The 15,950-nt window shown below is 53.1% G+C and carries 10 protein-coding genes; 4 read left to right on the top strand and 6 right to left on the bottom strand.

The features are described from left to right. Positions 1–271: 271 nt before the first annotated feature. Positions 272–2,005, top strand: coding sequence for a PEP-CTERM sorting domain-containing protein (locus tag P8N76_15035; GenBank protein ID MDG2382982.1), 1,734 nt, complete (start codon positions 272–274; stop codon positions 2,003–2,005). A gap of 84 nt (positions 2,006–2,089) precedes the next feature. Here P8N76_15035 and tatA read toward each other — a convergent pair whose 3' ends face one another. After that, entirely contained in the window at positions 2,090–2,398 is a 309-nt protein-coding gene (gene tatA / locus P8N76_15030) for a twin-arginine translocase TatA/TatE family subunit (GenBank protein ID MDG2382981.1), read from the bottom strand. 78 nt (positions 2,399–2,476) lie between these two features. Further along, positions 2,477–2,707, bottom strand: a complete 231-nt coding sequence (locus P8N76_15025; GenBank protein MDG2382980.1) for a twin-arginine translocase TatA/TatE family subunit — start codon at positions 2,705–2,707, stop codon at positions 2,477–2,479. Between the two features lie 407 nt (positions 2,708–3,114). Between P8N76_15025 and P8N76_15020 the strand changes: the two genes are divergently transcribed. From P8N76_15020 to P8N76_15010, 3 genes are all read left to right on the top strand, one after another. After that, positions 3,115–4,989, top strand: a complete 1,875-nt coding sequence (locus tag P8N76_15020; protein ID MDG2382979.1) for an alpha-amylase family glycosyl hydrolase — start codon at positions 3,115–3,117, stop codon at positions 4,987–4,989. Between the two features lie 123 nt (positions 4,990–5,112). Then, complete coding sequence (locus tag P8N76_15015; protein ID MDG2382978.1) at positions 5,113–7,983, top strand: DUF1553 domain-containing protein; 2,871 nt, start codon at positions 5,113–5,115, stop codon at positions 7,981–7,983. Positions 7,984–8,000: 17 nt separating this feature from the next. After that, positions 8,001–9,395 carry a DUF1501 domain-containing protein gene (locus P8N76_15010; GenBank protein ID MDG2382977.1) on the top strand — a complete coding sequence of 465 codons (1,395 nt, stop codon included), beginning with the start codon at positions 8,001–8,003 and terminating at the stop codon, positions 9,393–9,395. Positions 9,396–9,431: 36 nt separating this feature from the next. Here the strand turns inward: P8N76_15010 and P8N76_15005 are convergent, their stop codons facing one another. The 4 genes from P8N76_15005 to P8N76_14990 are packed head-to-tail and all read right to left on the bottom strand — an operon-like array spanning position 9,432 to position 15,499. After that, positions 9,432–11,375: a hypothetical protein gene (locus tag P8N76_15005; GenBank protein ID MDG2382976.1), complete on the bottom strand. Its 1,944-nt coding sequence runs from the start codon at positions 11,373–11,375 to the stop codon at positions 9,432–9,434. Positions 11,376–11,395: 20 nt separating this feature from the next. Then, the gene (locus tag P8N76_15000; protein MDG2382975.1) at positions 11,396–11,806 is read right to left on the bottom strand and encodes a biopolymer transporter ExbD; all 411 of its coding nucleotides are present in this window, start codon (positions 11,804–11,806) and stop codon (positions 11,396–11,398) included. Between the two features lie 10 nt (positions 11,807–11,816). Next, positions 11,817–12,644 carry a MotA/TolQ/ExbB proton channel family protein gene (locus P8N76_14995; GenBank protein ID MDG2382974.1) on the bottom strand — a complete coding sequence of 276 codons (828 nt, stop codon included), beginning with the start codon at positions 12,642–12,644 and terminating at the stop codon, positions 11,817–11,819. A 29-nt stretch (positions 12,645–12,673) separates the two neighbouring features. Continuing rightward, complete coding sequence (locus P8N76_14990; protein ID MDG2382973.1) at positions 12,674–15,499, bottom strand: tetratricopeptide repeat protein; 2,826 nt, start codon at positions 15,497–15,499, stop codon at positions 12,674–12,676. Between the last annotated feature and the right edge of the window lie 451 nt (positions 15,500–15,950).

Below are 15,950 nucleotides of genomic sequence, written 5' to 3'. Positions count from 1 at the left end.
CGAGAATTGCGCTGCGTTTTACATTGGGCGGATCATCACAGCAGATTTTTCAGGGTTTGTCCCCGGGTGGCGAATTAGTGCTGGGTGGGTGACGGAAAAACGTAATGATTCGGTCGGATGTCGACAGATGTTCGACTCCATTCCAGAAAAACGTTGCACGTCGGCTCTGTGTTTTTCTATAACTTTGCGGGTTCCTTTTACTTTGCTTCAAAAGCAACGCGACGCGCTGTTTCGTGCAAAGATGGCATCGTTCTAAGTTGAGGAGTTGACCATGATCCGATTGCAAAAATCAAAAACAAGCGACTGGCCACTGTTGATTTTGTCTTGCGGTCTTTTTGGGCTCGCCGGATTGTCAAATGTTCGTGGCGAGATCTTACATCAGGAAACCTTCGAAACAGACGGAGACGGTAGTCGATACGAGCTGAACGACCCAGGTTTTGAATTCACAGGTGATTCGGGGCCCGGTGTTTTTGGTTTGAACTTTGACGCAGACCAAATTGGGCTTCAACAAAACGCGCCCGCCAAGCGTGCGGCCATTTTGTGGTCGCACGACATGTTTCCGGAAGACCCCGCCCCCGAGTCGCTCGAAGTATGGTTGTCGCTTGTCGAATGGGCTGTCGAAAATAAGCCGGCCGCCAAGGTAGGTTTTTTTCCGGGGTATGAGTTTGCCGATGGCTCGCTGATCATCGCCGAATTGTTGGAAGCGTCAGGATACGAGTTAGAGGAAGTGATTGATCCTGCTGATGTGTCTGATGATTTTGATGTGGTAATTCACACGAGCGAGGCTGCCTCGACGGCCTTTTCTGAATTGCCAGTGCCGTTGATTTCCTTCAGTGGTTCGGATCACGATGATACGGCCATCGCCGGTATTGGATCTGCAGTCGAGTTTTTGGATCCGGTGGTATTGACCGTACCGACAGAGCACGAGGGGCATCCCGTGCTGGGAGGCAAGACGGGAGAGATTCCTTGGACGACAGAGTTTACGACTCTGCAAACGATTGGAAAGCTTCATAACGGTGGGAAAGCGATCGGGATTACCGAGGATCCGGACACGGGTGAAGATACTGCCGCGCTCTTTGTGATCGAAGCAGGAGATCCGTTGCTCGGCGCTTTCAACCCGGACCCTGAAGGCGAGGGCTACTTGGTCGGGGCAGCCCTGAACAAGTTTGGTGATGGTGGCGAACGTACTTTAGAAATTGGTCCGCTCTCGGTCAGTGGCAAGGACGACCTGAGTCTGACGGCTGCTTTGGCAGCGACCGCCGCGGATTTTGAGCCGGGAGACTATCTGAGGGTGGAAGTGGAACTGGATGGCGATCCAATCGTCTTGGATGAATTTTGGGGAGTAAGTCAGGCGGGTGATTGCTTGAAGGGCTTGAGTAATGGTGAGGTTCCTGGCGAGGAAGGCGAGATTTGTCTTCCTGAAACTGAATTCGAAGATTTTAGCTGGACAATCCCTGCCGGTGGTGATGAGCTAATCGTGCGCTTCGCAATGTTGAGCACATGGGGAAACGAAATCATTGGTATTGACAACGTGAGACTTGCCAGCGGAGGCATCGGACCGACGGGAGATTTCAATGGAAGCGGAGATTTGGATGCCGGTGATCTGGATGCGTTGGCCGACGGGATGTTAGCCAATGATCTTGCCTTTGATTTGAATGCCGATGGTGGGACCGATTATGAAGATAGGAAAGTGTGGGTCAAGGAACTGAAGCGAACCTGGATTGGTGATTCTAATTTGGACGGCCAATTCAATAGTTCTGATTTCGTGTTGGTGTTCCAAGAAGGAAAGTTCGAAACGGGCGAAACGGCGGGCTGGACCCAGGGAGACTGGAATGGCGACAAGGTCTTCGACAGTGGCGATTTTGTCGCAGCTTTTACCGATGGCGGTTTTGAACGAGGTGTCGTGCCCGCAGTCAACGCGGTTCCGGAGCCCTCGAGCGCGGTGTTGCTAATCATTGCTACGAGTTTGTTGGGCTCACGAATCCGACGACGTCATCGATCCTAGGTCCAGGTAATGGTTGTCGTAAACGAAGAAAGGCTCGAGCTGTCATGCTCGAGCCTTCTTTTATTCACAAATGGGCGATCCGAATTAATTGGCTCCATCACCTGAATCCGACGACTCACCTTGTGGTTTAGGTAACTCGAATTTTGGCGCCGTCGGTTCTTCGTAATCGTCTACGTCTGCGTCTTCGTGATAGGAAGGTGTCGCAGAGCTTGGGGAAGGAGCTTGGTAGGAGTTGCTTGAAAAGTCCATGGTTGATTGAATCTCGGATAAGCCTTGCCGAAACTCCTTGTAGCTCGAGCCCAACGACCGAGCGACTTCCGGCAAGCGTTTGCCAAAGAGGACTACTGCGACAACACCGATCACGATCAGTTCTTGGATTCCTAGACCAAACATCGATATGACTCGCTCGAGAGATTACGGGGAGAGAAGAATCCGAGAGGCTGCATGCCAGCCAAGACCTATCAAATGGTCTTAGCTCTCGTCTGTTTTCGTGTCTTTTCCCGCCGACTCGAGTTCTTCCTCGACGCCATGAACGCCCCGTTTGAACTCAACAACACCACGTCCGAGAGAACGCATGACACTTGGCAGTCGGTGTCCGAAGAACAATAGCAGGATCGCCATCACGACCATCAATTCCAGCGGTCCGGGCATTCCGAAGGCAAGCAGCGGATTTGATACGCCAGTAACAAAGAAAGTAGACATCAATTTCGCCCTCGCACGTAACGAGAAAAAAAGGGGGAACGTCATTCATGTGCGGCGAAAGCGGGCGTGGTGCCCTGAATGGGCTGCGCCAGAACCGACGAAGTTGGGGCTGCCGACTGCGACTCTCGCTCATCCGACCGCTCAACTCTATCTCATTGTATCTCCGGATTACCGAAGCTGTCAAACGGTCGATCGGACTAAGCTCCGTTGTGCCTGGAGCTTGAAACGCTGTGGGATCCCTCTGTTTTTACTGAAATCTCGCCCGTTGATCTTGGCTGATATTCCCATTTCACGATAAATTTGCTTGAAATCCGGGCGGAATAGCCGAGTTAAGCGGCAACGGTTCCGATAGTAGTTAAACTGGGGGGGTGTGAGATCGGCTTTACCGAATTGAATCGATGTTAAAAATGGCATTCATGACAGCTCGCTCCAAACCAATTCTGACCAGTCTTATTCTCAGCCTCTTTCTCGCCGGCAGCGTCGCGGGAGATGAGCCGCCCGAACGGAGCCGTCGTGCGCCGATTTGGTCCCAGTCGGTGATTTGGTATCAGATTTTCGTCGAGCGATTTCGGAATGGTGATCCCACGAACGACCCCCGCCTCAGGGATGGAGAGGGAGCTTGGCCTCATCTGAAGCCGGTTGGTTGGCGGCCCACTCGCTGGCAGCAGGATTGGTATGAGTTGGAGGATTGGGCCCGACCCGATCAGGATTTTTACAAGACGGTTTACATGCGCCGATACGGGGGTGACTTGCAAGGAGTCTCGGATCAACTTGAGTATCTGCGCGACCTGGGAGTGACGGCTATCTATCTCAATCCAGTCAACGATGCTCCGTCTTTACACAAATACGATGCAAGGCACTATCGGCACATAGATCGTAACTTTGGACCGGATCCCGAGGGCGATGAACGCTTAATGCAGTTGGAAGATCCTGCAGATCCCAAGACGTGGCAATGGAGTTCAGCCGATCTCTTGTTCTTGGAGGTTATCGACAAAGCTCACAAGCTTGGCATGAGGCTTATTGTTGATTATTCGTGGAATCACACGGGCACTACCTTTTGGGCTTGGCAGAATCTCGTGCAGGAGCAGCAAGCGTCGGCCTATCGGGACTGGTACGAAGTCAGCGTTTTTGACGATCCGCAGACGTCGGAAAATGAGTTTGCTTATCGGGGCTGGCACGGGGTGCCTGATTTGCCTCAGTTCAAGCGGCACCAACGGGATGATGGCCAAATGGATCTTCATCCGGATGTCAAGCAGCACGTGTACGCGGTGACTCGAAGATGGCTTGATCCCAATGCTGATGGGGACCCGAGCGATGGTGTCGATGGATTTCGACTTGATGTCGCAGCAGAACTTCCGCTGGCTTTCTGGAACGATTACCGCGGGTTTGTCAAGAACATCAATTCCGAGGCGATTTTGTTGGGGGAGATTTGGTGGGACAAGTGGCCTGTGCGGCTCGCAGACCCCGCGCCTTGGTTGCAGGGTGATGTGTTCGATTCGGTTATGGACTATCGGGGCTATGTTGCTTCGCGCGGCTTGTTCGCCAATGCCATTCCTCGCGAAACGCCCAGCAGCTATGTCAAGTTGCTTGCCGAACAGCGTCAAGCTATTCCTCCGGCAACTCAGCGGGCATTGATGTGCTTGGTCTCCGGTCACGACAGTCCCCGCAGCTTGACTTCGATTTACAACCCCGGCTTGTACAAATATCGAACGGACCCACGCAGTGATCGGCAGTATCGTGTGGATCGTCCTGATTCGGTTGCCCGTCAGAAGCTGCGAATGATCCTCCTACGTCAATTTACTGGAATCGGATCGCCGCACATTTATTACGGTGACGAGGTGGGGATGTGGGGGGCAGATGATCCTGACAATCGGAAGCCCATGCTATGGGCTGATCTGGATTACGACAACGAACAAATGGACCCGTTCGGTCGGCCTCGTTCCAACGATTCGGTACAACCTGATTTGCAATTGTTGGATGAGTATCGGCGACTGATTAAATTACGAAGGGGAAATCTCGATCTGTTCGTTGAGGGGGACGAGCAGATTGTCGAGGCGAATGATGACAAAGAATGGTTGGTCCTGGCTCGCAACGGGCAGCGGCGACGGGCTGTCATTATTTATAATTTGGGCAATCGGAAACGGATTTATCGTTTGCACGGTAGTCGGCAGGCACGAGATCCTTTGACCGACGCACAATTTAAAGCCGCTCCGCATGTAAATTGGCTTGAGATTCCCGTTGTAGGAGGCTCGGGCCGTGTTTTGATCTCTGAGTTCGATTGATCGGGCCGATTGGCAGGAATGTCTTTGAGTTCTAGCCGCATTCCGCTTCGAGATTTGGTTGGCCATTTGTTATAATTGGTCAGCCGTTTTGTCGTTCTGCTCCCCATCAAAGAGTGCACCTGGATGTTGAATTTAGCTCTTTGCTATCGTATTTGCTGGCGTATTTGCTGGCGTATTTGCTGGCGGCTCGTCTCGAGTGTGGCGTTGCTTTTGTTGCCCGCGATGACTTGGGGGGAAGACCAAGCCGCAGAGCTTGAATTCTTCGAGCAGAAGATTCGGCCGGTTTTGGTTCAGCATTGTTATGAGTGTCATGCTGCTGATTCCGAGGAGTTGCAGGGAGGGTTGCGATTAGATGATCGGGCCGCGATCCGAGCGGGAGGGCCGTCGGGGGCCACCGTGGTTCCCGGCGACCCGGACAAGAGTCTGATCCTTTCCGCGTTGCGTTATGAAGATTTTGAAATGCCGCCCAACGGCAAGCTTCCGCAGCGTGTGATTGATGACTTTGAGGATTGGATAGGTCGAGGTGCGACGGACCCTCGTGATGGTTCATCCTCACCCGCTATCCATCAGTTTGATTTGGAGGCCGGCCGTCAATTTTGGGCATTCCGTCCCTTGCAGTCCGCCACGAAGAGAGGGTCCACCGAGAACGCAGAGGTGATTCGATCACCCATTGATCGATTTGTGAATGACCAATACCAACGATTTGGGGTTAACCCGAACCCGGTGGCGAAACCTGTTGAACTGATCCGACGTCTTTACTTCGATCTAATTGGGATTCCGGCGACGCCGAGCCAAATAATGGAATATGTTTCAGACGAATCCCCCGATGCCTACGCGAGACTTGTGGATCGCTTGTTGCTTTCGGCCGATTTCGGCCCTCATTGGGGACGCCACTGGCTTGACGTTGTGCGCTATTCGGATTCAAGCGGTGGGGGAAGGACTCGTATTTTTCGGGATGCTTGGCGGTATCGAGACTATGTGATTACTGCATTCAACGAGGATCTTTCTTACGACACGTTTGTTACCGAGCAGATTGCTGGCGACCTGTTGCCCTTTGCGTCTGATCATGATCGCAAACGTCAGTTGACGGCGACTGGATTTCTTGCGTTAGGCCCCACCAATTACGAGCTGCAGGACAAAGAATTGTTGAGAATGGAGGTGGTCGACGAACAACTCGACACCTTGGGACGCTCGATGTTGGGAATGACCATCGGTTGCGCCCGTTGCCACGATCATAAATTCGATCCAATTGCATCGTCAGATTACTATGCACTGGCGGGTATTTTTCGCAGCACCCAAACGCTGGTCCATGCCAACGTATCAAATCCCATTGAACGGGAACTGCCTGTCAAGCAGTCACATCGTCGCAAGCTTGAAATGTATGGGACTGTAGTAAAAGATCTCAAGGATCGAATCGCCGCAAGCCAAAAACAGTTGGAGCAGGATTCTGCTACTGCGATTGCTTCCGTATCGGTCAAGTCGCTGCCTGGCGTGATCGTGGACGATCGTCAAATGGAAATGACGGGATCTTGGATCGAGTCGTCCCACACATCCAGGTATGTAGGTGTCGGTTACCGCCACGACGGCAACCAAAACAAGGGCGAGTCACAAGCGAAGGTTCGCCTTTCCGATCTGGAATCTGGCGTTTACGAAGTGCGTCTTTCTTATTCCCCAGGGAAAAACCGTTGCTCGAAAGTGCCCGTTCGGATTAAGCATGCCGACGGGGAAGAGCGTGTCATCGTCAATCAAACGCAGACGCCCGCTGTGGACCAACTCTTCGAGAAACTCGGTCAATTTCACTTTGAATCCATTGCTGAAGTTGTGATCGAGAACGGGCAAACAGAAGGGCATGTGATTATCGATGCGGTTCAGTTCCTAAAACAACCCTTTACCGAGGTGGCTGAGGGAGCTGAGCCAAACTCAGGTCAAGCGGCGACGATCAAAGCCGAGCTTGACGAACTCAAGGCAAAATTAAAGCAACTTGAAGCGGAGGCTCCAGAGCAACCCGACAAGGTAATGTCCGTCCGTGATGAGAAGAGTCCAGAAGACGCTTGTATCTGCATTCGTGGCAACGTTCACAATCCAGGTCCGCGCGTGGCACGCGGGTTCCTGCGAGTGGCTGACAAGGTCGAGTATTGGCGACTCAATCCAGAGGAGAGCGGTCGGCGAGAACTGGCAGCTTGGATTTGTGATGACAAGAATCCGTTGACAGCTCGGGTCATTGCGAATCGGGTCTGGCATCATCTTTTGGGGAACGGTCTGGTCACGACGCCCGACAACTTTGGCAGCACAGGACAACCGCCAACACATCCTGAGTTGTTGGACTATTTGGCGGCTGAATTAATTCAGCACGATTGGTCTTTAAAGCACTTGATTCGACAGGTGGTGCACTCTCGTACCTACCAGTTGTCGTCTACGATCGACGTTGAGTCGGCTGCGGCCGATCCCGAGAATCGTTCACTTTGGCGTGGCCACCGGCGTCGACTCACGGCGGAACAGCTGCACGATGCGATTCTGGCCTGCAGCGGGCAGCTGGACCGAAGTTTGGGCGGCCCGTCCGTTTCCCCGGCGGCAACTTCTGAATTTGGTTATGAGTTTTTGGGGGTTCGTCGCGGCGCATATGTGCCCGTATTTCGCAATTCGTCTCTTGATCTATTCGATGTATTCGACGTTGCGGATGCAAATATCGTTGTTGGCCGACGCAATGTGAGTACACGAGCGACTCAGGCGTTGTTCATGATGAATAGCCCGTTCGTGATCGAGCAAGCCTCTCGGTTGGCAGAATGGATGTTGGTCGATTCGGAAGCAACACTCCAGCAGCGGACACATTGGCTGCATTGGCGAGTTCTGGGTCGGCCAGCGACGACGGATGAATTGTCGCAGACAAAACATTTCGTCGAAGAGGTACAAGCCGAGGGCGTGATGCTCGGTGATACTTGGGCGATGGTGGCGCAATCGCTTTTCGCTTGCTTGGATTTTCGGTATCTCCGTTAACCGTTGAGGTGGTTTTGATGAGTCGATTGGCTTCCAGACGAGAGTTGTTGCAGTCGGTAGGCTGCGGGTTTGGCTCATTGGCCTTGGCGGGCTTGTGCAATGAATCAGCGGCGGCTCCCTCGATGGCGGGCAAAACACCCCATTTTTCCCCGCGCGCAAAGCGAGTGATTTTTTTGTTCATGCAGGGAGGTCCAAGTCAGGTCGATACCTATGATCCGAAGCCAAGGTTGAATCAGGATGACGGGAAAGAGATTGAGTTTTATGTGGCGCGAACGCGCAAAGTCACTGCCGAACGCGTCTTTAAATCACCTTGGCGATTTCAGCAATATGGCGAATGCGGTCAAGCTGTTTCCGAACTCTTCCCACACATGGCACAACATGTCGATGATTATTGCGTTATTCGCAGTATGCATACCGAAGGTGTGGCTCATGGACCGGCAACCTTGTTTCTGCATACGGGCGCTACCAATCTAATTCGCCCGTCCGTCGGAGCGTGGGTGAGCTATGGTTTGGGTACTGAAAACCAGAGCCTGCCTGGATTCATTACCATCAGTCCTCCCGCGACAAAGGGCGGGCCCCGCAATTACGCGAATGCCTTCTTACCCACGGTTTACCAGGGCACGGCCATGGGGCGTGCTGGGGTGGCCATCAACGCAACAGGGATAGCCAATCTTAATAATCCCCGTTGGCAAGACGAACAGCAACGGCGGCAATTAGCCTACCTGCAAGCGATCAATCAAGGGCAGTTGTTGAATCAGCAAGATGATGAACTGGAGGCGACTATCGCGTCGTTTGAGCTTGCTTATCGCATGCAAAGCGAGGCGCCTGGGGTGTTGGACATCAATCGAGAGTCGCGCGCAACGACTGAACAATATGGGATCGGAAATGCTGAAACCGACGAATTCGGCAGGCAGTGTTTGATGGCGCGTCGGCTGGCTGAGGCTGGCGTACGGTACATTCAAGTGAACTATGCCGATAACAAGAACACGCCACGATGGGATCAGCATTCAAATATCAAGCAACATGAAAAGCATGCGATGGCGATCGACAAGCCTGTTGCTGGGCTGCTTCAGGATCTGAAACAACGTGGCTTGCTCGAAGATACGCTCGTTTGGTGGGGTGGCGAATTTGGGCGAACACCGTTTGCGCAAGGCCGAGACGGACGAGATCACAACCCGCGTGGATTTACTGTATGGCTGGCGGGCGGGGGTGTTCGAGGTGGGATGGCCTTCGGGGAAACTGACGAATATGGCTATGAAGCGGTTGAAAATAAAGTGCATATGCACGATTTGCACGCGACCCTGTTGGATCTGATGGGACTCGATCACAAGCGATTAACATTTCGAAATGCGGGACGAGAATTTAGGCTTACGGATGTTGCCGGCCGGGTGGTCCACGAAATCATGGTCTAACCATGATTCAGCTTTGGGTTCCCTCCAGCATGGTCGTTAACGCCGTTGGGGATTCGCTAAGCTATGGTTTGCAGTTCTGACTTGGGATTTGTAAAACGGCAAGTAACGGTAATAGCTTTCCAGACAGAGTGTCGCCAGGGCGGTTGAATAGACGCGGCCTCCCGTCCGCCCCCAACGACTATCAGCGTTCCAGCTGCCCTTAAGCTTTCCTGGTGTTGTGCACTGGCTGCTGACCAGTTTTTTGCTGACGGCTTGGTTCCAAGCCGTCCAGCGGTGGTCTTGTAGTTGGTGCAGCGCCAAAGTCGCGTAATAGAGGTAGTAGAGATTTGTTGGCGCTTGTCCTAGTCCATGATGTGACACGTCGTTAGCAGCCTCTTCGATGGCGGCTTGATTTGCAGATCCTTGCAAAAAAATGCGGCACATCAAGGCTTCAGCGGTCATCGTGTGAGACGGAACCTTACGGATCGGGTTGTAGCAAGCGAGCCCACCATGCTTACCGAGTGATACCTGTTGGAGAAAACGGTTTGCCCCTTGCCAGGCGTGTTCTGGGATTTGGATGCCGGCCGAACGGGCGCTGATCAGAGACATGAGCTGCCAACCGAATTGGCTCGTGTCTCCCGTATCGCCGGGTTTGTACCTCCAACCGCCCGTCCTGGGATGTTGTGACTTCAGCGTGAAGTGAATTGCTCCATCGAGATGGGGACGAATTCGTTTGTCGCCTGTTAGGATGTAAGCTTCACTGATGGCTAAGGTGGCAATGCCGTGACAATACATTGCCACGAACGGCCCTGCGTTACCGGCCAAACTGCCTGTCGAGGCCGATTGTTGGCTGAAGAGGAACTGGATTCCCTGCTCGATGTTCTCTCGATAGGGGCTATTGAGATGTGTGTGGCCAGCGCCGAAAAAACTGAGTAACGCAAGGCCGGTGAGTGCCGTGTCCGCATGAATCATCCGCGAGGAATGAATGTTGGAAAAATCTCGCGTTTCTTGGCCGCCTCCCCAGGCTCGTGTGCTCCAGCGACCGTCACCGGGGTACTGAGCTGACGCGAACCACTCCAAGGCGTCTTCGACTGCTTGCTCGGTCTCCCGCGATCCGCCTTGAGCAAGAACGCATTCGAGTCGCTCTTCGCCTTGGCGGGCTCGATACAAGTCTGGCACGGCCGGTTGGCGCGGCCTACCTGCTATCTGGCTCGCCGTTTTCGTATTCGCACTCGCAAGTCCGGCGGTTCCTACAGATGCCAGGGATGCTTGAGTGCGATCTTGCCGACTGACACCGATTTCACCTTGAGACGCATCTGGTTTAACGTCGGATAGAGCTTGGACTTGTGCGTTTTCTTGTTGGGATTCTTCGACCGCTTGCTCTGCTAAGTTTTCGACCCCAGCCGTCGATTCCGAATTGTTGGCCAACGGGGTAACTGAGTCCGCTTGCGCTGGGTCGAGATAGGGTTTATCGAGGGCCGCCGCTTCGGTGGCTTGAGTTACTTCCAGGGTCGGCTTGGGTTCCGTCGGAACGTCTGCAGGCAATAAATCTGAAATGTCGGTCTCAAATTCAGTCAGCGTGATGTTCGGGGCTGGCACTTCGACAGTAACAGGTGGCTGTTCGGGGTGGAGCTCAGCCGTCTCTACGCTGGTAATCGGTTGCGCTTGCTCCCACGGTTCGCTGCCAGAACGCAGATCTTGACTTTCGTCCGAATCGATATAGGTGACCTTCATTCCGGGACCTCTTCCGGTCGGCCGTGGGTCTTGGAGAAAGTTTGAGACGTAGGCGAATCCGAGCAGCAGAAAGTGGGCATAAACTGAAAGGATCACGCACTTCTGTACCGGGCGAGCGTGTCCGAGTCGCGACAGCATCAATACCAACAACGCGATGCTCAATCCGCCAAAGCCGATCCCTAGCAACAGCCAGGGGAGCTGGATCTGACCGATGCGGAACCAGTGAGCGAAGAGCAGGTCGATGTGAATGATGTTGATAGTCTCCATCGTGAATGGGAACGGCCGTTTTAGCGGGTAAGCCGTACGGATATCGCCATGTCATCGATGCCGGAGTGCCGGCAGGCGCTAAGGACGGAGGCAACGTTCTGGAATGCTCCCTGAGCATCACCGCGGACAATGATTCCTAAATTGGGGTACTGTTCGGTGGCCGTGGTTAATTTTGTTTTTAATTCGTCGATGGACATTGTTTGGCGATCAAGCACGATCGAGCCGTCGTTGTAGACGTTAATGATTCGCTTCTCAGGTGCTGGAGTTAGTGCGCCCACCTCTCCCACGCTGGGTACTTCTAGCGGAACGGTCTGCTCCAATTCGGCGAACTTTGTTCCAACCATGAAGAAAATGATCAACAAGAACACGATGTCAATCATCGGTGTCAGGTTGAGAGTCGGTTGTTCATCCTGAAATGTCTTCAATGGCATGACGAAGCCCTCACGCGGCCTGTTTGCGTTCTGTTTTCCGAGCTGTTTTTTTGACGGTTGGTTTTCGCCACCCATCGGATGCGATGGAATTGACGACTTGCTGTCCGAGATCATCAATTTCGATGATCAACCGATCGACTCGGCTGATGAAATGGAGATGGGCCACGATAGCGGGGATCGCAACCGTCAAACCAGCAGCTGTCGTCAACAGTGCTTGGGCGATGCCGCCTGCCAACATCTCCGGGCGACCCATCGCATCTGCGGACGCGATTGAATTGAACGATGTAATCATGCCGAGTACGGTGCCCAGCAGGCCTAGCAGCGGACTGATCGTGGAAATTCCGTTGAACAATCGCAGGTATTTTCGCAAGCCAGTTGCAACTCGTTCACCCGTATCCAAGACGGCCTGTTCGACTTCGACGGAGGGGCGGCCCCATTTCTTGACGGCGGCAGCAAAGACCTGCGCCACGGGGCTTTGGTTTTCCTCGCAGAGTTCCAAGGCTTCCTCGGGCTTGAGCTGCTGCTCTTGCAATTGCAGTAGGAACCGCTTCACAAACGGCTTGGGAATGACGCGTCCGCGACGCAAGCTAATCGATCGCTCAAAGACAAAGATACACAGGACGAAAGAACACATGCTGATCAAAAACAACATGGGACCGCCGTCTCGAAGCACGCTGAATAAGTCGCGTGTTGCAATGACACTTTCTTCATTCCCGGTGTTTGCTGCAACCGGATCAGCCGAGTTTTGCGCGATCGCGCTTGTTGCTAGTAAGGGCGACATCATCGTCAGTGCCACCAGTCCGAGGAGGACAGCAACTCGAGAAAGCTGGCGATACATGATACGCCTCCGTTGATTGGAAAGATGGTTCATGGGATGTCATTTTTTGGGGGGGGGATGCTTAGCCGATTCAGTCGTTTGCGAGCAGCCGCGTGGAATGATGTCTTCGGCAGTTCATTGTCGATACGTTGATAGACCTTCCGGGCTTCATCCACTTGCCGCGTGTGCTCGTAGCATTTTCCGGCCTGGAGGAGAGCAGCGGATCGCCATTGCGGATAGTCGTAGACCATCTCGGTTTTTAGATAGGCACGCAAGGCGTTGGGGAAGTTGTTTTGATGCATGTACGATTCGCCAATCATCCACTGAGCTTTCGCTGCGGTTTCCGTAAACTGACCGTCACTCGAGTCGATGGTGCGTTGGAAGGCTGTTCGAGCCTTCACGAAGTCACCCGCAGCTGAAAATTGTCGCCCGTCGAGATAGTCGACTTCGTAGGTGCGGTCGAAGTCAGGGAAATCGGTCCGCAGTTTGTTAATCAACTCACGGACTTTCGGCCAGTCTCGCTCGGATGCTTTGATTTGAGCCATTCTCAGCAGCACAAGCGGCTGCCAGGACGACGATTCCGAGCCATTGGAATTTGCCAGCTGCTCGAATTGTTTCATCGCCTGACGAAAGCTACGCTGTTGGTAATACGCTTCGGCCTGCAAGAACTCAGCGGTGGACACAATCGAGCTGGATGGGAATTGTCGGATCAATCGGTCTGACGAAGCAATCACATCGGGCCAGCGTTCTCGTTTCAACGCGATCTTTGTCGTCAAGTAAATAGCGTAGGGTGTGATCCGCGGATCTGACTGGCCAGGAGCTTGCTGAGTGATTGTTGTTAACAGTTTGGATGCTTCATTGAATCGATCCGCATTAAAGGCCGCTTCGGCCAAACGAAAAGTTGCGTCGGCCCAGTATTCGCTTTCAGGGTATTCGTGATGGATTTTGCTAAAAGCCGAAACGGCTTCGTCCGCGTGGCCCTGTTTGTGCATAACCCAGCCAAGTTGATACCAGACCTGATCCATCCGATCGTTCAGCTCTTGGTGGCGGATGAGAAGTTCTAGGAGTCGATTCGCTTCCTCCAAGTCATTGCGTTCGTCCAACAAACTTGCTGCTGCTAATGTTGCCATGGACCAACGGCGATCCCGTTCTGGCTGTTTGACGATTTCGACATAGGCCGTCAACGCTTCCTCGAACTGGCGCAGCCGTTGCAGGCTGCGAGCGCGGGCAATCTTCGCTTCCTTGGCATAAATCGAATCAGGCGCTTGTTGGATTAAGCGATCGAAAAAGTTGACCGCCTCTTGGTCATTTTTCAAGCGAAAATGACACCAAGCCAAGCCCGTTAATCCACGGAGCCGAGTCTCGTCCTGCTGCCCGTTTGCGAGCATCGTTGCGTAGTTATGGGACGCGATTTGATAGCTTTCCTGCTGGAAGGCTGAATCGGCCAGGTGCTGCAAAGCAATTTGTAGCAATTCCGTAGGGGGATCCGAATTGGTTTGCCAGTCACGAAGAACGTCCTGTGCTTCTTCGAGTTGGTTCGTTTGCGTGAGTGCATGAATCAGCTGGGAGCAAATTCGCTCGTGCAGTGTTGGAGTGGTTGCGACGCGAATTGCCTTGCCCAATTCGGTCGCAGCATCTTCATATCGGTCCAGCGAGTTCAAAGCCGTGCCGCGTGCCAACAGAAGCTGTGCCGTAAACACTTTGTTATTCTTCTGCGGTTCAAGCTGACTGATCGATCGCAAGGCTGCTTGAGGGCGATCCATTCCCAACAGCACAACGGCCAGTAAATACTGGTTGGTTGCCCTGGCTTTTTCGGTGACCTTCGAGTCCTGTGACAAAGAATCAATGATGGGCAAGGCTTGCTTGAAATCCCGACGCTTAATCAAAGATTGGACATGCAGTTGTCGAACCTCTGAACGGCGACTGCTTTGGCCATGCTGGGCTTCAAAGCGATTTGCTAAGTCATCAACAAGTTCAAACTGTTGCTCCTGCATGGCAAGCCGCATCTGGCCAATCATTGCGTCATCGGCCCACTTGTTTTGTGACTCGCTTGCCAGCGATTCGAACTCGGTAGCGGCCTCCTCAAACTTGTTTAATCGTCTCAATGATTCGGCGGCGAAATAGCGGCTCGCCAACGCTTGCACGTGTTGGGGGGCGCGTCGCCTTACTCGAGCGAACTCATCATGTGCTTCTTGATATCGACCCTTGTCAAATTCTGCCATGCCAACCCAATAGATCGCGTCGATTGCGAGCTTACTGTCGGGGAATTCATTTTGGAGTCGGATCAGCAGTAGGATCGCCTTATCGTACTGTCGCTGTTGGTAAGCTTGGTGCGCCAAATTAAGAAGACATTCGTCGGCCAGTGGGCCGCGTGGATGTTTCTCGATCGATTCCCGAAATGTCTCGGCGGCTGCATCGGTGTCGCCCAGGGATCGCAGTGAATTCGCCAAATAGGGCAGGGCATACTGGATTAATTCGTGCTCCGGGTACGCGGCTGAAAATTCTCTTAGATTGGTCACGGCTCGATGGGGCTGGTCTGCCAAAAATAGACACTCGCCCAAACGGAACATCACACGCGGACGGCGTGCAGATGTCTCGTGTTTTAGGAGGAATGCTGTAAAACGTTTTGCTGCTGCCTCGTACTGATGCAGCTGCAACAAAGACTCAGCAGCGAAAAAATCTGCGTCCTCCACACGAACGTGCGCTGGCTGGTCTTTTACGAATACGTCGAATTCATCAACCGCCAGCCGCCAGTTTTGCTTCGCATAGTGTTGAGCCGCAACCGAAAACTGCGTATCGCCAGTTGCTGCCGACAACTTTTGTGGAGTCGCAGCAATGATGCAGACCATCAGGCAGATAGATAGATTGGCTCTCACAGCAAGCGTCCTTGCCTTTTGCCGATCAAGAGTTGCGTTGCGAAACGATATTTCGAGGTGAACCAAATCCATTCGGCTCAATGTGCTCTTCCCGTCGAGAGTTACGGGCTTTCACGTAGGGTGAGATAAATGGGAACCGCTTGGATCGCTCAATCACTCACTGGTTTTTTGGCGACCCGTCTTTTCAGTAAACCGTCTTTTCAGTGAAGCGTGCACTGATCTTTGTTTTCATTTCTTGCGTGAAACAAATCAGTCAAATCGATCCCGCCGAATGAGACGGGATCCAGACTGACTAGGTTGCAGGCGATATCGAAGAGCTGTCAGGCCCAAGTATATTGTCAAGAACATGGCTGCAGTCACCAACGGATGAGCAGCGATGTTCGGCACAACGCTTGTGGTTGCTGACAGTAGACTGCCTGCAAGCGACTCGATCCAAGGGGCTGCCAGCATG

The sequence above is a fragment of the Pirellulaceae bacterium genome (assembly GCA_029243025.1).
Classification (GTDB): Bacteria; Planctomycetota; Planctomycetia; order Pirellulales; family Pirellulaceae.
This window is presented reverse-complemented; position numbering and strand designations above follow the sequence as displayed.